Annotated in this window: 12 protein-coding genes and 1 pseudogene; 6 read left to right on the forward strand and 7 right to left on the reverse strand. The window is 66.7% G+C overall.

Features of this window, described 5'->3' with window-relative positions:
- Window positions 1-170: 170 nt before the first annotated feature.
- The 3 genes from IE200_RS12985 to IE200_RS12995 are packed head-to-tail and all read right to left on the reverse strand — an operon-like array spanning window position 171 to window position 6345.
- A complete protein-coding gene (locus IE200_RS12985; RefSeq protein ID WP_191279917.1) occupies window positions 171-3323 on the reverse strand; it encodes a helicase-related protein in 3153 nt (1050 codons plus the stop codon).
- A complete protein-coding gene (locus tag IE200_RS12990; RefSeq protein ID WP_191279918.1) occupies window positions 3320-5125 on the reverse strand; it encodes a phospholipase D family protein in 1806 nt (601 codons plus the stop codon). Before IE200_RS12990 ends, IE200_RS12985 begins: the two co-directional genes overlap by 4 nt.
- A 23-nt stretch (window positions 5126-5148) precedes the next feature.
- Window positions 5149-6345, reverse strand: a complete 1197-nt coding sequence (locus IE200_RS12995) for a DUF6361 family protein (protein ID WP_191279919.1) — start codon at window positions 6343-6345, stop codon at window positions 5149-5151.
- A 99-nt stretch (window positions 6346-6444) separates the two neighbouring features.
- Here IE200_RS12995 and IE200_RS13000 point away from each other — a divergent pair, with 99 nt between their 5' ends.
- From IE200_RS13000 to IE200_RS20780, 4 genes and pseudogenes are all read left to right on the forward strand, one after another.
- Complete coding sequence (locus IE200_RS13000; RefSeq protein ID WP_191279920.1) at window positions 6445-6927, forward strand: hypothetical protein; 483 nt, start codon at window positions 6445-6447, stop codon at window positions 6925-6927.
- Between the two features lie 135 nt (window positions 6928-7062).
- Window positions 7063-8136, forward strand: a complete 1074-nt coding sequence (locus IE200_RS13005) for an ADP-ribosylglycohydrolase family protein (protein ID WP_229856500.1) — start codon at window positions 7063-7065, stop codon at window positions 8134-8136.
- 160 nt (window positions 8137-8296) lie between these two features.
- Window positions 8297-9223 (forward strand): tyrosine-type recombinase/integrase, encoded by a 927-nt coding sequence (locus tag IE200_RS13010; protein WP_084527694.1) that lies wholly within the window; start codon window positions 8297-8299, stop codon window positions 9221-9223.
- Between the two features lie 275 nt (window positions 9224-9498).
- Window positions 9499-9612, forward strand: a pseudogene (locus tag IE200_RS20780) (DNA-binding protein); the annotation flags it as partial.
- Window positions 9613-9932: 320 nt separating this feature from the next.
- On the opposite strand, the gene IE200_RS13020 reads toward IE200_RS20780, so the two are convergent.
- Both IE200_RS13020 and IE200_RS13025 read right to left on the reverse strand, forming a co-directional pair.
- Window positions 9933-10472 carry a hypothetical protein gene (locus IE200_RS13020; RefSeq protein WP_135268390.1) on the reverse strand — a complete coding sequence of 180 codons (540 nt, stop codon included), beginning with the start codon at window positions 10470-10472 and terminating at the stop codon, window positions 9933-9935.
- Between the two features lie 360 nt (window positions 10473-10832).
- The gene (locus IE200_RS13025; protein WP_229856502.1) at window positions 10833-11792 is read right to left on the reverse strand and encodes a cytochrome P450; all 960 of its coding nucleotides are present in this window, start codon (window positions 11790-11792) and stop codon (window positions 10833-10835) included.
- Between the two features lie 457 nt (window positions 11793-12249).
- Here IE200_RS13025 and IE200_RS13030 point away from each other — a divergent pair, with 457 nt between their 5' ends.
- Window positions 12250-12876 (forward strand): TetR/AcrR family transcriptional regulator, encoded by a 627-nt coding sequence (locus tag IE200_RS13030; protein WP_135268391.1) that lies wholly within the window; start codon window positions 12250-12252, stop codon window positions 12874-12876.
- Between the two features lie 5 nt (window positions 12877-12881).
- Window positions 12882-13361, forward strand: a complete 480-nt coding sequence (locus IE200_RS13035; RefSeq protein ID WP_229856525.1) for a PaaI family thioesterase — start codon at window positions 12882-12884, stop codon at window positions 13359-13361.
- Window positions 13362-13693: 332 nt separating this feature from the next.
- Here the strand turns inward: IE200_RS13035 and IE200_RS13040 are convergent, their stop codons facing one another.
- Window positions 13694-14248 carry a TetR/AcrR family transcriptional regulator gene (locus IE200_RS13040; RefSeq protein WP_191279922.1) on the reverse strand — a complete coding sequence of 185 codons (555 nt, stop codon included), beginning with the start codon at window positions 14246-14248 and terminating at the stop codon, window positions 13694-13696.
- 960 nt (window positions 14249-15208) lie between these two features.
- Window positions 15209-17548: an MMPL family transporter gene (locus tag IE200_RS13045; RefSeq protein WP_191279923.1), complete on the reverse strand. Its 2340-nt coding sequence runs from the start codon at window positions 17546-17548 to the stop codon at window positions 15209-15211.
- Window positions 17549-17561 lie beyond the last annotated feature (13 nt).

Here is a 17561-nt window from a genome sequence, read left to right on the forward strand (position 1 = left end):
GCCCGGCAGATCTGGGCAGAACCTGCTGACGGGCTCGGTGTGCGCCTGCGTTGCCAGCGGCCGCTCGCTCACCGGAGGGATGGCGAGGGTTGAGCCCGGGACCTCGGCGAACCAGCTGGCAGCCAGCGTCAGCGGGCCGGTGCCGGCGCGACGCACCGCGCCGAGAGCTGTCAGCTGGTCGCCGACCGTGGGGGAGTGAGGTCGATGCGCAGCCAGTCAACATCCCCGCCGACGTAGCGGACGAGATCGTCCTGACGGGGCTGGCCGATCACCAGCCTGTAGGCACCGACAGTTCGGAGCAGACGGCGGTACTGCTGGGCCTCCCGGCTAAGCGGAAGTGCTGGCACGTACCGCTCGATGACGGCGCCCGAAGGCCGCGTGTAGATCCAGAAGGGCTTGATGTTTGAGGATCCACCGTCGCTTGCTTGTGCCGACTGGAAGAGCGCCTCCCAGGGATCGGTAGCGGTGCCGATGAGGGCGGCATCGCCGTGGTCAGCTGCCACGTTCTTGCGAACCGCGTGGCCCTTGTAGCGGTGGACCCGCCCCTCCCGTTGTTCGAGGTCGACGGGATTGCCGGGGAGGTTCCAGTGCACGATCGCGTGGCTGTACGTGTGGAAGTCCAAGCCCTCCTGGCCGACCGATGTTGAGGCCAGCACGAACGGTCGGAACGGGGAGTTGTAGGCCGTCCTGATCGTGCTCTCGCGCATGGCGGCCTTGTCGTCGGATTGCGCGCGCCCATAGCGAGCCGCGAAGTGGCTGCTCATGCGGTGCTCGTTGAGCCTGATCTCCGAATCGGCGACTTCAACCTGCTCGACGGTGTTGGTGGCGGCCCGGGTCGACAACGCCTCAGTGATGGTCTCGGCCAGGGTTTCCGCGCGCTGCAGGTGGTCGGCGTCTTGGAGACCTTCGGACTCGACCAGGACATGCACGTATTCGTCGAGGACGGCCTGAAGGCAGCCGTCGACGGCGTGTTCAAGGACGGCCCGCCAGTAAGACTCGTCCTCGCCGGAGCGCAGGAGGGCAACGATCTCCGGCTTGTTGAATAAGGAGCGCAGGCCCTGCCCGATGCGGTAGGCCGCGTCGCGGATATCCGGGTTCACGAGGGCGTCGGTGCCTCCTGTGACGCGCGATAGCGCTCTCAGTGCACAGACACCGGGGCCGGCGATGGCGATGGCTGTGAGGACGTCGGCAAGGTCGTCGGGGCGGGGCCCGAGGCTGAGTTCCTTTACTCCGTCGGCTGCCCGGAGGTGGCTGCCGAGGCGCGACTCCTGGTCCTGCTCGTCGTGGCCGTCCCAACTGCGCATCCGCGACAGGAAGGGCGTGTTCTCGCCCGCAGCGATCCTGCGATCCATCAGGAACGGCGCCGCCCAGTACCAGCGCTGGTCCGGCGTCCCGACCCGTGGCGACCCTTCGGGGAGGCGAGTGAGTGCTTCACGAACGCGGTCCCGTACGGAGTCGAAGAGCGCTTCGCGCGAGAGCGGCAGAGCCGCACCGGTGGATCGGGCGATCTCGAGAGGGTCGCCGAGGCGGGCGAGAACAAGGCCTGGGTAGAGCAATGCCAACGCTGGCATGCCAGCCGGCCGGTCGCCGCTCATACGGAACTGCAGCGGGGGAGTGATCGGGCGGTCGTCGTACCTGCGATCGGTGTAGCCGGCGGCCTGGATGGCGCGCCGCTCCGCGTCGTAGCTGAGCATGACTGCAACTGCCTTTGGCACGACGGCCCAGGCAGAAAAGATCAGGCGTTTGGTGAAGTCCTTCAACAGCGGGTCGGCGTACGCCCCTGCAGTGTCGTAGTACGGCAGTGATGGAGGAAGCCAGGCGAGCTTCCATGCTCCTCGGTCAAGCACGTCCTCGGTGAGGCCCCGCAACTTCGCGTTGCCCGGGTCAACCTGTTGGTAGCGGCGTACGTCGTCCCAGTCGAGCATTCCGCGTCCACTGCGAAGTGTGGCGAGTAGGGCTGGGTCGTGTCGTTCTGCGGCAGCCTGGAACTTGGTGCGGACCTGATAGCTTCCCCGGTCCATCAAGTTCAGCGGGTACGGCGTGGATCGCCAATACTCGAAAACGTCGTGGCGGTCGATCTGCCGAGCGACATCGTCGAATGTTCGCCACGAACGCAGGTCTTCGGCATCGAGTTTGGCGCCGGGAAGCGGTCGCTCAACAAGCATGCCGTCGCGATCGGGCGTGGAGGCGAGCCGCTCGGTTCTGCTCATCACCCGGCGCAATTCGCGCTCGACACGATCGCGAGCTTCTCGGGCGCGGGCATGGTCCCCGCCGCTGAGCAGGGTTTCGCGCATCGTGCGCAGTTCGCGCTCCACCACGTGGGCGCGCTCGTCGCCGGCTAGGAAGCGGACGGTCCGGGTGAAGTCCCGGTAGTGGTCGTCGCCCTCGGGCTCGTCGGGCAGCGTGTACATCTTGTACGGCGTGGCCGAGAGGAGCAGAACCTTGGCGTCGGGATGGTCGAAGATCGCCTTCGCCAGCTGCGCCCCGTCGTCGTCGGCGTCGAGCAGGTCTTTGAAGCGCTGGAACTCGTCGAGGATGACGAGGTCTGGCTCCAGGTGATCCACGGCTGCCTTTGCGAGCAGATGGCGCAGCATTCCGATGAGGCGGTTCCGGCGCCAGGAGAGGTCGGAGCTCGGCTTCCCGCGCAGGTAGGTGAACTCGGCCGCGCAGTCGTCGAGCTCGTCCTCCAGCTTGCCGCCGTCCGGACCGGTCGTCTCGTCGATCGCATCGGCGAAAGATTCGCACAACTCGGCATCGATGGAGGATCGGTCGAACCAGCCGAGCTCGCGCTCGAAGTTCTCGCGGGACTTGCCGCCTTGGAAGAACTTGATCCAGCGGGATCGGCCGGTGATCTCCTCGCCCCAGATCTCAGCGAACATCCAGTACAGGAGTACGCGCTCGGGAGCGGCACCGCCGGAGTGACCGACTTGGAACGACGTGCCCGGCGTGAACGAGACGAAGTTGATGCGCTGGTCCCGAAGGTTGCGAATCACCTTGGGTAGCAGCGTCAGGCGATCCGCATGCTTGACCTCGGCGCCCCCAACAACGTTGAGCCGGCTGAGGTTCTGCCGCGCAATCTGGCTGTTGGAGCAGATATAGACGACATCGATGCGCTTGTCGGTCTCCCACAGGTGCTCGACGGTCTTGGCGATGAGGCCCTTGGCGACCATGGTCTTGCCCAGCCCGACCTCGTCGGCGACGAGGAACTTCTTCACGGCGTCGTCGGCCAACCAGAGCCGGTCGAAGGCGTGCTCGACCGTGTCGCGCTGGAAGTCCTTCAGCGTCGCAAGAGTGCGCTCGGTGCGCTCAGAGATCTCGCTCATGCGCGGTGCTCCTGATGTACCTGCCAGACGACATCCCACAGTTCCTCGAACCCGTCGGGGACGAGTTCGTCGCCATTCGGCAGCGCTCGAAGGTCCTCGATCAGACTCGCAACTCGTGCGAGTGCGTCCTCGTCCCGACCTGTCGCTCGAACGAGAGGTTCAAATAGAGCGACATCCGCGCTCGTCAGCGCAGGCCGGTCGGCCCCGTGGAACCTCTCGCCGTCGACCCCTGCCAGTTGGGCGAACAACGCGTCGTAGCTCGGGTCGCCGAGCAGGAAGACCAGGTACCGGAGCACGTCCTCCTTGCTCCTCAAGATCGAGAAGACGGCGTCCTGGCGGCGGCCGTCGACCGCGCCAACCAGCGATGCCTTGATCACGCAGGAACGGGTCACACGCGCCGCGCCCTCGCCGAGCGTCGTCTCGACGGCGATGAAGGGAGTGACGTTGATCGGCGCGATGGTCCAGCTCAGGGTCTGGGCGAGCGCTTGTGCTTGGGTATCGGCGGGCAGCGAGGCAGGCCAGATGCGACTCTCACCAAGGGAACTGGCAGGCAGGTCGACGGCGAGCGTGATCGTGACTCGATCGTCGTCCACCTCGCCCACATGAAGTGTGGGCTCGCTGGCCGCGAGCTGCTGGTGGAAGTGCTCGAGCTCGTAGGACGTGGCGATCGAGGGATCGGCGACGCCTTCGGCGTCAGTGACGCTGTACTCCTCCAGGATCCGTGTGAGGCCTGGCGCTTCGGTGGTGCCGTCCAGAACCTTCGCGACCCCGCATGCCGAGGTCGGGCCACGCAGAACCGCGTCGAACTCGACGTTGGTGCCCCACGTCGGGCTCGTCAGATTGGCGCTTCCGGTGACCACAGTGGATTGCCCTCCACGCTCGTCAACGACGAACGTCTTGGCGTGGAGCCCATCGTGAGTCTCCAAGAACCCGTCCGGAGCGACCGTCGACACATCGGCCACGTCGTCCTGGGGGTCGACTTCGGCAAGCCGCTGGAGCACGTTCACCGACCAACCCTCAAGCGCACGAGAGCCGACGAGCTCCAGCGCCTCGGCTCGTGAGACTAAGGTGCGTTCAGTGGCGATGCGCCCGATCGACTCGACCGCGCCTTTGGTTAGGAACGGGCTGATCGCCAGGAGCCGTCTTCCCTCAGTCGGGAACGGCCAGATCCGCTCGGTACTGATTCCGATCGGGATCAGTTCGCCGCCGGTGAAGGGCGACGGCGCCGCGAGACGTGCGCGAGCTAGCGAGGCGGCGAGATCGGCAATCTCGGCGCTTCGCCGTGCGTCGAGCGGTCGCACCGCGAGCGCGGGCAGTTGGGCGACGAACGCTCCTGCAGGGGCCGCATCGATCGCGCCGTCCTCATCCTCGTCAAGGACGAGCGCGGTGTCCCAGGAGCGGTCCAGCGTCAGATTCCGGCTAAGGATCACGACCCGATGCAGTCGCTGGCCGTCGGCGTTCTCGAACCGGATCGCCCAGATCTTCGGATGGAAGATCGCGCCTTCGTTGGGCGGCATCACTTCCAGCACGCTGTCTTCGACGAAGGTGAGGATGCTGCGGTAGTTGCCGGGCACGTGGATGCCACCGGCCTGGCAAAAGACGGTCGTGTGGTCGGCATGGCGCCGGACAGCTTCGAGCAACCGAATCGGATCCACGGCGCCGATGTCATCTGCGTTGCCCTGATCGAACAGTGCGAACGACAGTGGTGCGAGAAGCAGTGCCGTGAGGTTCAGGGAGTACGTCGTACCGACGGCCACGTCGACGCGGTATCCCGCGGGCGGGCGGAGCGCGTCGGTCAGCATGACGCGCGTCTCGGGAGTAAGCGTCACGACGCCGTCCGAGCCGCGTAGAGGTCTCCAAGGTGAGCGCGGGCAATCGGCCAGCGGAAGCTGTGACGACCGGTGCCGCTTTCGCCCGACCAGCGGTCGAGGGCGGACTGGTTCACGAGTCGCGCTCGGCCACCCTTGATCTGTCGTTCACGGGTGAAGATGAGGTCCGCCGCCGTCCGCGAACTGGCGGGCGAGTCGCCGGCCTCCAGCAGATCGATCCAACGGTTGACGAACTGCATGGTGGGCTGGCGCAGCCGGGGGTTCTTCCGCTGGATAGTCGCCCACCAGTCCGCCCGGCTCCAACCCTCAAGGGCTCGAGACGGGATCAGCAGCTCGCTTTCCCACTGGTCCAGCCGATCGACGTATCCCGCGACGAGGCTGTCGTCGCGACGACGTCGAGCGAGCAGCAGGTTGTACATCAGCGCGGCGCCGTGGATCACGACGCTGAACCGGCGGGCATGGTCCGCGAGGTCGCGCAAGTGTTCTGGAGCCTGATGAAGGTTGTCGATATCCCACACGAAGTTCGGCTCGTTGCGGGGTGGATTGCGGATCAACCACGCGAGCATCGAGCCCTGAGTCGCGGTGGCGATCTGGTCCGACAGGTACTGCTCCTCCTCGCCCGTGAGCTGGAAGTCGACCGCCTTCAACCAGTCGTTCGGAGCGGGCGGAACGTGAGGATCGAGGCCCGAGCCGGGGAGCAACTCGCGCGCCTCGGGGTCATCGGCCTTCACGGTTCGCGTCGAGAGTTGGCGGTAGTCGTGTTGGCGGCGGAAGTAGCCCTCTGTGGAGAAGTCGCCCTGCCGGATCTGCCAGGAGCCGAGAGCTGCCCAGTACATGCCACTGGGCATGCGCTTCAGGTTGTTCCGAGCGCGGTTGCCGATGACTCCCAGTTCTTCGCCGCCAGCCATGAGGCTGCCGATGAGTCGGTACTCGAGTGTCCGGAACTCGGCGCTCATTTCCGTGGGGGAGGGCTTGTGCGCCGCTTGCTGCATCAACCAGGGAATGAACATGACGTATCGCAGGCGGGTGTGCAACACGGACGTTCCGGGGAAGAGTGAGTCGGCGAGAGCGTCGCGAATGGAGCCGATGCCGAGCTCGTCGACGGTGCCCTCTTCTTTGAAGAGATCGACGACTTCCAGCATCTTCCTGCGCTGCTCGCTGTCTGTGTCGAGCCACCCGAACGTTGAAACCACGGTCCGATCATGCCGCGAGCGGCCGACAGAAGTGGGCGCTCCCGTCGAAAGATTCCGTCTGATACGTCCTTCGGACGCGGCCGCCGTAGGTTGGCGTCCATGAACACTCACCAGAGCGACTCCGCCGTCCAGCGGGATGCCGAGCGAGCCATCATCGACGCCCTGGCCGCCCAACTCGGAGTGGTTCTGGTCGGTGGCGGAGCCTTGTCGCTCAGCGGGGGAGTGCGCATCCAGCTCGACGCCCGCAGCGAAGACGGGAAATTCGCGGTGGAGGCCTACGCGCGACAAGGCACGCTCAAGGGCGGCCAATTGAAGAAGATTGCGCAGGACGTGCTGAAGCTGGCCCTCCTGCGACGCGAGCCGAACCATGCAGACGTGCGACCGATCATCGTCTTCGCAAGCGAGGAAGCGCGCTCTTCAATCACGGGCTGGGTCAAGCGTGCCGCTGATGTCTTCGGTGTCGAACTGCACGTGGTCGACATCGCCCCTGAGCTTCGCGAGGAAATTCTCGCCACCCAGGAAGCGCAGAAGATGGTCAACGTCGAGCTTCCAACTGCGGCGGACGACCTCACCATCGAGTGAGCGCACAGCGGATTCGCGCCGCTCGAATGCGCCGGATCTGTCGGCCGTGCCCCATAGCGTTGCACTCATGACAACCGGTAGGCGCCCGAGCGACACGAACTCGAGAACTATCGCTCTCGAGTCCGAGGCAGCCTGTTGGGCGGGGCAATCGGGAACGCCCTCGGAGGCCCAGTCGAGTTCTGGAGCCTCGATCGGATTCGTGCCGAGTGCGGACGGGACGGAGTCAAGGAGTACCTCCCGGAGAGCGTCGACGGCGCCCGCATCTACGGCCGCATCACCGACGACACCCAGATGACGCTGTTCACCGTCGACGGCATGATTCGTGCCTCGGTCCGCCAAGACCGTGGTCTCGGGTTCACGGTTGGGGTGCTGCACCACGCCTACGACCGGTGGCTCGACACGCAGCTCCAGGACGGCCCCGACGGCGAGCGGGACGGCTGGCTGATCAACGAACGCTGGCTCTACTCCCGGAGGGCTCCGGGCAACACGTGCCTCGCTGCACTCGAGGTTCCGCGTGGCGGTCGTCGCAAGCTGGAGCAGTTCGGCACGGAAGCGACCAACACGTCCAAGGGGTGCGGCGGGGTTATGCGCAGTGCTCCGTTTGGTCTCGTGCCCCCGTGGGTGTGGCCGCTGGAATGGCAGTTTGGCGCGGCGGCGGAGGCCGCCGGCTACACCCACGGCCACCCCACAGGACAGCTGGCATCAGGAGCGCTGGCGGTGCTCATTGGCTCGCTCATGCGCGGAAGCGATCTGTATCGGGCGATCGATGAAGCGATGACCCAGCTGCGGGCTCGTCACGGCCACGCGGAGGTCTACCAAGCGATCACGCAAGCGATCGAGACTGCCCGCCGCGGCCCGAGCCCTGAACACATCGAGTCGCTCGGGGGAGGCTGGGTCGCCGAGGAGGCTCTAGCCATGGCGATCTATGCCTCGCTCGTTTACCCAGAACCCAGCCAGGTGGTCGATGCCCTGGCCCTGTCCGTGACGCACTCGGGAGACAGCGACTCGACAGGCGCGATCTGCGGCAACATCCTCGGAGCACTTCACGGCGAGACGGCGTTGCCGCCCCAGCTCGCTTTCGAGGTCGAGAGCCGCGACACGATCCTCACCCTGGCCGATGACTTCGTCTTCGAGTTCACATCCGGCGATCGCCTCCATGGCGACTACGGCCCGTTCACCAGATGGACGGACCGGTACCCGGGATGGTGAGCGGATCGGAACCGATGCTCCGCGGTGGGGATTCGACCCGGTACCACCTACTGTCCAGAAACGGCTGAGTTATCCGGACCAACCACGTCCCCGCTTCGCGTCGTAGTCGTCGGCCTTTGCTGAGCGCGTGACGCTGACGGCCCGCTGGTCGGTTGTCGCCATGACTGACCTCACTACCACCACCGCCCGCGACCTCCTGCCCGAGTGGCGCCTCGCGCTCACCTCCGAGCGCAAGAGCCCCAAGACGATCGCCCTCTACCTCGACGCCGTCGGCCGCTACCTGACCTGGACCGAGACCCAGGACCTGCCGCCGATGCGACGCACCAGCCTGCAGACCTGGATCACGACCATGCTGGCTGCCGGTCGGTCGCCCAGCACGGCGCGGATCCGGCAACAGGCCGTGCGCCGCTACGCTGCCTGGCTTCTCGCAGTCGGGCACCTGGATGGTGCCCCGTTCCAGGGCATGACCTCGCCCAAGCTGGACCAGCCCGTGGTCGACCCGCTCACTGTCGCGCAGGTCCGCGCGCTCCTGCAGACCTGCCAGCCGGAGGCCGCCGACGTTCCCGCGACGGCGCGTCCGCTACGGCACGCCCGCGACGAGGCAATCATCCGGCTGATGGCCGAGACCGGGATCCGGCTCAGCGAGGTCATCGCCCTCACCGCGGGCGACCTCGACCTCGCGACTGGCCTCGTCACGATCCGGCGCGGGAAGGGCGGCCGCGGCCGCGTCATCCCCATCGGCCAGGCCACAGCTACCGCGATCCGCACCTACCTCGCCGTTCGCACCACCCAGCCCCATGCCGATCGCGAAGAACTCTGGCTCGGCGAACGTCGCTGCGGGCTCGCCGCCGACGCCCTCTACCGCTCCCTGCGCCGACGCGCCGAACGAGCCGGCATCACCGGGTTCCGACCCCACCGACTCCGCCACACCGCGGCCCACCGCTGGCTGGCCGCCGGCGGCTCCGAGTCCGGCCTGATGGCCATGGCCGGCTGGACCCGCGTCGAGATGCTCATCCGCTACACCCGCGCCAACGCCAGCGAACGCGCCGCCGCCGAAGCCCGGCGTCTCGACCTCGGGAACCTGTGAACGCGTTGGAGCCTCGGGAGAGCGGAAGAAGACCCACCCGAAGATTGAAACGCTCCGTTTGCTTCGAGTATTGCGAATTCGTGCCCGCCTCGAGAAAAGAAGCACCATGACCGCATTGACCACTCGTCCCGTCCAACCCCGGCAGCGCCGCCGTCGCGCCGCGCCGCACGTCAAGGACGACCTCGCCACCCACCCCGACAGCGTCATCCGACTCCTCCCGGCCGCGACCCCAAGGAGACGCTTGTTGTGCTGGCGCAGTCGAGCTCGCCACCCAGCAGGCCGCAGAGCTCCTCAACGTCAGCCGGCCCTGCCTCATCGGTCTGCTCGCCGCCGGCGACCACGAGTACCGCAAGGTCGGCAAGCACCGCCGGATCAAGGCCAGCCCCTGATGGTCTACATGGCCGTGATGAACAGGGGCCGCCCCGCGACGCCGCCGACGGACTGACCAGGAGAAGGGCGTGCTTGACGGTGCTGTTCGTCGTCCTCTGCGACGCAGACGTGCTCTACCCGAGCATCTCCGGGACTCGCTGATGGGCATTGGCCGAAACGGGCTCGTCCAGGCGGAGGGGATGGACTAGATCCTCGACCAGGTCTTCCCGACCTCGTCGCGAGCCGACCCGGCCTCGACCCGCAGAAGCGTGCCCGTACGCGTGAGCTCATGAACCGTGCCGTCCGTGACTGCTTGGTATCTGTCGGTGCCCATGCCTTCTTAGCTGCCGCTTCGCATCCGGATTGCCAGCCGCCGGTTCCACCAGCCCGGCTGGGCGGCCGCTTGCGCCAGCAGACGGTCGTACTCGCGCGGTGTCAGCCAGCGCAGTGCCGGTACGGCGACGAGGCCGGCCGCGAGCGCCCACGGCCAGGCGCTGAGGTTCTCGACCAGTCCGCCCACGACGGCCACGGCCGACACCTGGAGCACCATGTTGTAGGGAACGATCAACACGCCCTCGATCCCCTCGCACTCCACCAGCCAGGGGAGTCCGTGCCAGGTCGCCCGCGGCCAGCTCGCATAGTGCGAGATCACCGCGGCCGCGAACAGCCCGTTCGCGGCCGCGAACCTACGGTCTCCGCGCGGGCCAGGGAGACGACCGGCGGTCCGGTAGGCGCCGGCGGTCGCCAGGGCGTACCCCGCGACGGCGGGCCGCACGCCGATCCGCGGGGCACCCGGCACCCCGACCCCGACGGCTAGCTCGTAGCCGAGGTGGCTGGCCACGGCGACTATCCCGAGCCGGGTCCAGCGACGGTAGGGCATGCGTCTCAGGGTACCCGCGCGGCTACTGGTCAGCGGACGTCCTCGGACCGGGACAGGAGTCCGCACTCGCGCGTGTGCGGACCGGCGGAGTGGTCGACCAGACCGTGACGAAACGGCGGCGAAGTTGACGTTCGCACAGGGTCGTGACCACAGCATTCCCGGAGCGTCTCGACGGCATGCCGCAGCCCTCGATGACCGTTCCCTCCCAGTCTTGGAGGTCGCCGTAGGTGCTTGGCTCGGCTCTGCGGTGGACGACCCGTGCCAGGAGCCAGCGGAGCGTCTGCGACGTCCTCGGTGTCGAGGACACGGTGCGGGTCGATCGCGGATCGTCTCGTATGTCGTCCGTTCCGCGTTGGGCGTCTACTGCATGGGCAGCGAGATGTAGCCCCGGATCGGGCCGGAGTGGAGCCTGACGGCCGCGTCGAGGTCGACGTCCCAGTCAGGACGGCGAGTCAGCAGTGTCTGGAGAGCGATGCGTGCTTCGAGGCGGGCCAAGGATGCGCCGAGGCAGAAGTGGATGCCGCGTCCGAAGGCAACCTGTCGTTCGGGGTGCCGGTTGACGTCGAAGCGGTCTGCGTGGGGAAAGGCGTGATCGTCGCGGTTGGCCGAACCGAAGAGAAGCAGCACCGTGTCACCGGTCTGCATGCTTTCCCCGTGCAGCTCCACCGGCGCGGTGAGGGTTCGCGCGAGGCCCTGTACGGGTGAGTCGAAGCGAAGTAGTTCCTCGACCGCGGCCGGCACGAGTTCTGGGTCGTCCGCCAGCTGCTGTCGGACATCGGGGTGCTGGGCGAGCACCACGGCGCTGTTGGAGAGTAGGTTGGTGGTGGTCTCGTGCCCGGCGACGAGCAGCAGCAGGCAGAACCCGAGCAGCTCTTCTTCGCTGAGGTACTCGCCGTCGACTTCGGCCTGGACGAGTGCCGTCATGAGGTCGTCTTGAGGGTGCGCGCGTCGCTCGGCGAGGAAGGCTGTGAAGTACTCGTAGAGCGCGGCGGCGGCATCCAGCCCGGCGCCGAACTCTCCTCGGACAGGATTCGACTGGATCAGTGTGGTGGACCATGCCCGGAACTGATCACGGTCGTCACGCGGAACGCCGAGCATGTCCGCGATGACGATGGCGGGAAGCGGGCCGGCGAACCCGGAGACGAACTCCCAATTGCCTGCCTCCGGAGTTTGGTCGAGGAGGTCCTTGACGAGGGTCTCGATGTGTGGCTCGAGCGATGCGATGCGACGTGGGGTGAAGGCTCGACTGACGATCTGGCGCAGCTGGGTGTGCCGGGGTGGATCGCTCATGATGAGCATCGGCAGGAACAGTTCCGTCATGTCGACCCCGGGTGGGGCTGGGAAGATGCCCGACGCTGAGGAGTACGTCGCCGGGTCGGCCAGGGCGGCGGAGACGTCGTCGTACCGGCTGAGTACCCACGAGTTGGCCTCGCGCGACCAGTGGGCCGGGGAGTTGGCCCGCAGCTCTCGGTAGACGGGATAGGGGTCAGCTATCACCTCGGCGTCGAACGGGCTGTAGGTCAGTGGCTGATCGCTCATCGGACATCTCCTTCGCGGTCGCTCCTTCATCCGCAGCCCTCGGCTGTGATCGATGTCGAGTACGGACAGTGGGCGGGGGCGACGAGCGTGCCGCCCACCGAACGTCGCTCGGTTGGCCGCGTCATCTTCCGAACTCTTGGTTTGTACTGTGAGTACAACATACGATGTCGCGTAGGTCGAGACCCGCGACCTCACCGAGATCGACGGCACCCGAACGGAGACGAGGGGGATGAGGGGGATGAGGAAGCTTCCGGCGAAGTTGGCCAGTCAGCTCTACGGGGCGGCGGAGCTGATCGCGGAGCGCGGTCTGGACGGCACCAAGATCGAAGACATCGCTGAGGCCACGGGCATCCCCAAGGCCACGATCTACTATCACCTCGACGGCAAGAACGCCGTGCTCGAATTTCTCCTCGGCGACCTGTTGGACATGATCGCCGGGGCGGTCGGGGTTGCGGTAGCGAGCGAGGAGAATGCTCGGACCCGACTGGAGGCGGCTGTGCTGGCGCAGCTGGGCGTGATGCTCGAGCACCCGTCCTTGTGTCGGGCACTGGTCGGCGACCTTGGACGCGCGACCCGGCTGCCCGAGTTGGCGGCGGCACTGCGGACTGCCTTCTACGAACCGATCGAGCAACTATTGGCTGAGGGTGTCTCCGACGGGTCGCTGCGCCAGGTCGCTGATCCGGGCGCCGTGGCCTTGAGCGTCTTCGGTGCCATCACCGTCGCTGGCCTCAGCGCGGCCGTCGAGGGGCCGTCCGCCGACCCATCCGCCGACGCATCGCGTTTCTCTGCCGCGGTCAGCGAGCTGGTCCTCGACGGTCTCGCGACACCTGCCAGTCGCGTTCAGCGGCGGGGTGAAGCGCTGTGAGCAGCATGGAGGAGCTCCTCGCCAGCTGGAACGAGAAGTTCCGGCTGCACGCTGATGGTGCTCAGCTTCCGCCGCACCACACCCACTGCCTCGCCTGTGGACCCGACAACCCGCACGGCCACCACCTCACCGTCAATCGTCGAGGAGAGGAGGTGCACGCGACCCACGTCTTCGATGAACGTCATGTCGGCGCACCCGGGATCGCCCACGGTGGTGCCGTAGCAACCGTCTTCGACGACCTCTTCGGGTTCCTGCTCTACCTCACGGGCGGTCCTGCGGTGACCCGGAAGCTGGAGGTGCTCTACGACTCACCGGTCATCCTCGGCACTACCTACGACCTCGCGGCCAGGGTCGTCCGCACAGAAGGGCGCAAGCTCTTCATGGAAGCCGACATGAAGCAGCTCGGAGGGTCACGTGTCGCCTCCGCCTCGGCCCTCTTCCTTTCTGTGGACGTGACCCACTTCAACCAGGGCTTGCGAATCTGACGCAGACAGTCCGGCGCCGTTCTTCCGGACCAGAGGGTTCCGAGCGCGCTCGTGGGGGCCGCTCGATCCCACCGCGCAAGTGCACCTTCTGGGCGCCACGCACCAACAACGTCAGCTCCTGCTCGATTGTCTCCACCGAGACCAGCTCGCCCTCCGCTTTTTGTTGCATGTAGCACCCATACCGCTAGCCGAGGGGGAATCCTGCTCTGTCTCTTGCGCCATAGCCGGGGACGCCTGCGCAGGCGCCGCGACCCACGGGTGGCGGTGGGGAGGCTGCAAGCCGACGCGGGTCGAAGATAGGGCCGAGTGTCCGCGGGCAGACGGACGCCGTGTCAGGAGATGTTGCCGACCATGTAGCGCTGCAACGTAGGAGCAAACGCGGCCACCAGCTCGTCTTGGCTTGCCGAGGTCAGATCTTCGAGTCCGACGACGTGGCGAGCCACGGCAATGCCCAGGATCTGCGACATGACGAGCACGGCGCGCAGTGGTGCCTGCCCGGCTCCGAGCTGGGACACGATCGGTTCCAGCACCCCCGTCGTGAACTTGTCCCGAATCATGCGGGCAGTGTCGGCTTCGACCCCGGCGGTGCGGATGATTGCGAGGATGCGCTTCCGCCGGCCTGCTTCATCGAGGGCTTCGATCAGGCACCTGGCTAGGCGCTCGCCGACGTCCCTGGAGTCGCCGTCGAGGAGCTGAGCCCTCAACGCGGCCGAATCGAAAGAGAGGACGGTCACCTCGTCGAAGAGCTCCCGTTTCGAGCCGAAGAAGTATGCCACCAGGGCGGCATCGACGCCTGCCTGTGCCGCGATTGACCTCATGGTCACGCGGTCGTAGCCGCCGGCGGCGAACTGCTCGCGAGCGGCCCGAGCTATCTGCTCGCGTGTCACGCTGTGCCCCGGTCGGCGTCCTGAACCTCCCGGGCTGAGCCTGGGCGTTGCCGTCCCGGGGGTCTTTGTTCGGCCAGAAGGTTGCTCCATACACAACTCACTCCGTGCTCAGTGTGGATGCTGGCGTCGCCTCTCCGTCCCGGGGATCGCCGGCGGAGCCGAATCGACGCTGACAAGGCTCGATAGCGCGCTTCCCGAAGCTACCCTGTTCCTCCTATGTATTTCGGCGTACCGTGGGCTGTGCCACTGTGGCTGGGGTGATCGTGAGGCCCGGCTCGCCGCCAGGGGTGGAGGTGAACGAAGTGAGGTACGGAGATCCGTACGGGCCGGCATGGCAACAGCTGGGAAGCGCGTTGTGGGATGCGTTGGCAGTCGTGTTGTGGACGCTGGTGGCTGGCAGCATCGCGTTCGGGTCATGCTGGTGCATGGGCCAGTTCATGTACACCGCGTGGGTTCGCGAGCATCCGCCTCCGCGCCTCCGGTTCGTTGCCGAACGCAAGCTGCGCAGGGATATCGCCCGAGGGCTGGGCGACCTCGAGGAGTACCTGCGCGAACGCGGTCCAGCCTGCCCCCACGATGTTCCTTCTCGTCCCGCGCGGTTTCGCACGTGGAGGCGCCCAGGCGCGCCCCGGCGGTAAGCCCCCCTCCATCGCGCCGGACGCCCTCGGTCAGCCGTTCGCTAACTCATCGCTGATGGGCGGGCCCAGACACCCCGTCCGGGGGCCCGGCGATGGCGGCCACCAAGCAACTCCATCAACCCCAGCAGCGACGTTGAGCGCTTTCCGCGCAGCGAGCTGGGACTAACGGAGCTGCGCTTGTGTGACTCGCGGAGCGGTCCAGGCTGACTGTCGAGCCAAAGGGCCGATGGCCGCCCACGTTCAGAGAGGCTGGCAGACGCCGTAGGTCTGGAGCGGCTCCTGAAACATCGCCCGACGTTCGACTCTGGAAGCTTCGCCTACTTCAGTTGCGGACCTCGAGGTGTTGACGACCCGGGGCCTCAGCCTCCTCGTTGAGCATCGTGAGCAGTTTGTCCCCCTCGATGTCGAGGTCTGGCAGCACGCGGTCGAGCCAGCGGGGCAGCCACCATGCTTGCTCGTTGAAGACGGCCATGAGCGCCGGGACGAGCGTCAGCCGGACGACGAAGGCGTCGATAAGGATGCCAGCGGCGAGGGCAAAGCCGATCTGCTTGATCATGATGTCGTGGCTGAAGATGAAGCCGGAGAAGACCGCGACCATGATGATGGCGGCTGCGACGACGACCCGGCTGGCTTGGTCGAACCCATGCACGACGCTCTGCCGTGCTCCCTCACCGTGGATGTGTGCCTCGCGCATGGAGGAGACCAGGAACACCTCGTAGTCCATGGCCAGTCCATAGAGGATGCCGGTGACGATGATCGGCATGAAACTCATCAGCGGCCCCCCGGTGTCGAACCCGAAGAGGCCGGAGAGCCAGCCCCACTGGAAGACGGCCGTGGTGGCACCGAAGGTGGCCAGGATGCTGAGCAGGAAGCCGGCGGTGGCCTTGATCGGGACGATGATCGAGCGGAAGACCAGTATCAGGATCAGCACGGAAAGCGCGATGATGATGCCGAGGTAGAGCGGAAGGACGTCGGCGAGCTTGTCGGACATGTCGATGCCGATGGCGGTGAACCCAGTTACGCCCAGCTGCACCTCATTGTCGCCGGCGATCGCGTTGTCGGGCTCGCGCAGCGACTTCACCAGGTCGCTGGTGGCCTCGTCGCTCGGGCCGGAAGTGGGGATGACGCTGAACACGGCCAGGTCGCCGGCCTCGTTGACGCCGACCGGGGCGGCCAGCACGATGTCGTCTCGGTCCTGGAACTCGGCGATCAGTTTCGCGGTCAGCTCGGGTGTGACGCGGCCGGCGGTGCCGGTGGGTTCTGCGGTGACGAGTAGGGGACCGTTGAATCCCTCGCCGAAGCCTTGCGAGACTGCCTCGTAGCTCTGCCGGGCGGCGGTGTCCTGGTTCGCGGTGGCCCCGGTGGGGATGCCCAGGTTCATGCTGGCGGCGGGGATCGCCATCACGCCCAGGATGGCGACCACACCCACTATGACGGGCCACCGGAACCTGATCACGCCTTTGACCCAGTGGTCGGCGACACTGTGTGATTCCTCCTTGACCTTGGCGCGGCGTTGGGCTCGGGCCTTGTCCGAGCAGATCCGCTCACCGACCAGCCCTAGCAGTGCGGGCAGCAGGGTCAGCGCGATAAGGACGGCCAGGGCCACCGTGGACGCCGCGACCAGGGCCATCGTGGAGAGCATGGCGATGCCGATCACGGTCAGTGCGGTCAGTGCGATGAGGACGGTCACGCCGGCGAAGAAGACGGCACTGCCCGCGGTGCCGACTGCTCTGCCGGCCGCCTCCTGCGCGGTGAGTCCGCGGTCGAGGATGAGCCGTCGCTGCCGGTTGACGACGAACAGCGCGTAGTCGATGCCGACGGCGAGGCCCACCATGAGACCGAGCACTGGGGTGGCGGAGTTCATCTCGACGGCCGTCGAGAGCGCGTACGCTCCGCCGACGCCGATGCCGACCCCGACCAGCGCGGTGACCAGGGGAAGGCCGGCCGCGATCAGGGAACCCAACGTGAGCACCAGCACCAGGGCGGCGACGGCGAGACCGATCACCTCACCGATGCCGACCGGGATCTCGATGGCCTTCAGCGAGTCGCTCGGGAGCACGGTGATCCCGGTCCCGTGCTCCGCGCGCTCCACCACCTCGACCACCGAGGTGACGTCATCGTCGGTCAAGGAGGTCGAGGCGACCGTGAACTGGAACTGGAACAGCGCGACCTGACCGTCGGAGGACACCAGCACGCCGGGCACAGGTGCTCCGTCCACCAGCAGCGGCTGGTAGGGAGGCGTCTGCCCCTGCGCCGATCCCGTCGGGGGAGTGCCCGGTGCATTCTCGTTGGGAGTGCCTGCAGCGCCTTGATCAGCCGCACCCGGCGCAAGGTCGAAGGGGTTTACGACCTTGTCGAGGTCATAGACGTCGTTGACGGTGTTGGTGATCACCGAAAGGCGGTCCGCGGTGTCGAGTCGTTCACCCTCCGGGACGGTGAAGACGACGCTGGCCTGACCTCCCGAGGCTGCAGGCAGCTCATCGGCTACGCGGTCGAGCACGGTCTGTGCCTCGGTGCCCTCGATCTTCATCTCGGAGCTGACACTGACTCCATTGATAGCGACCGCACCGACGACCACGGCGAGGACCGCGAGCCAGCCCGAGATGAACAGCCACGGCTTGCCGAAGGCGGTTCGTCCGAGCCGGTACAGGAAGGTGGACATGGGTCTGGTGCTC

The organism is Nocardioides flavus (ex Wang et al. 2016) (assembly GCF_014653115.1).
Classification (GTDB): Bacteria; Actinomycetota; Actinomycetes; order Propionibacteriales; family Nocardioidaceae; genus Nocardioides; species Nocardioides flavus.

Coding starts and splice junctions, on each gene's coding strand:
- IE200_RS12985 (WP_191279917.1), bottom strand. CDS start 3,323: ATGAGCGAGATCTCTGAGCGCACCGAGCGCACTCTTGCGACGCTGAAG.
- IE200_RS12990 (WP_191279918.1), bottom strand. CDS start 5,125: ATGCTGACCGACGCGCTCCGCCCGCCCGCGGGATACCGCGTCGACGTG.
- IE200_RS13000 (WP_191279920.1), top strand. CDS start 6,445: ATGAACACTCACCAGAGCGACTCCGCCGTCCAGCGGGATGCCGAGCGA.
- IE200_RS13010 (WP_084527694.1), top strand. CDS start 8,297: ATGACTGACCTCACTACCACCACCGCCCGCGACCTCCTGCCCGAGTGG.
- IE200_RS13020 (WP_135268390.1), bottom strand. CDS start 10,472: ATGCCCTACCGTCGCTGGACCCGGCTCGGGATAGTCGCCGTGGCCAGC.
- IE200_RS13025 (WP_229856502.1), bottom strand. CDS start 11,792: ATGACGGAACTGTTCCTGCCGATGCTCATCATGAGCGATCCACCCCGG.
- IE200_RS13030 (WP_135268391.1), top strand. CDS start 12,250: ATGAGGAAGCTTCCGGCGAAGTTGGCCAGTCAGCTCTACGGGGCGGCG.
- IE200_RS13035 (WP_229856525.1), top strand. CDS start 12,882: ATGGAGGAGCTCCTCGCCAGCTGGAACGAGAAGTTCCGGCTGCACGCT.
- IE200_RS13045 (WP_191279923.1), bottom strand. CDS start 17,548: ATGTCCACCTTCCTGTACCGGCTCGGACGAACCGCCTTCGGCAAGCCG.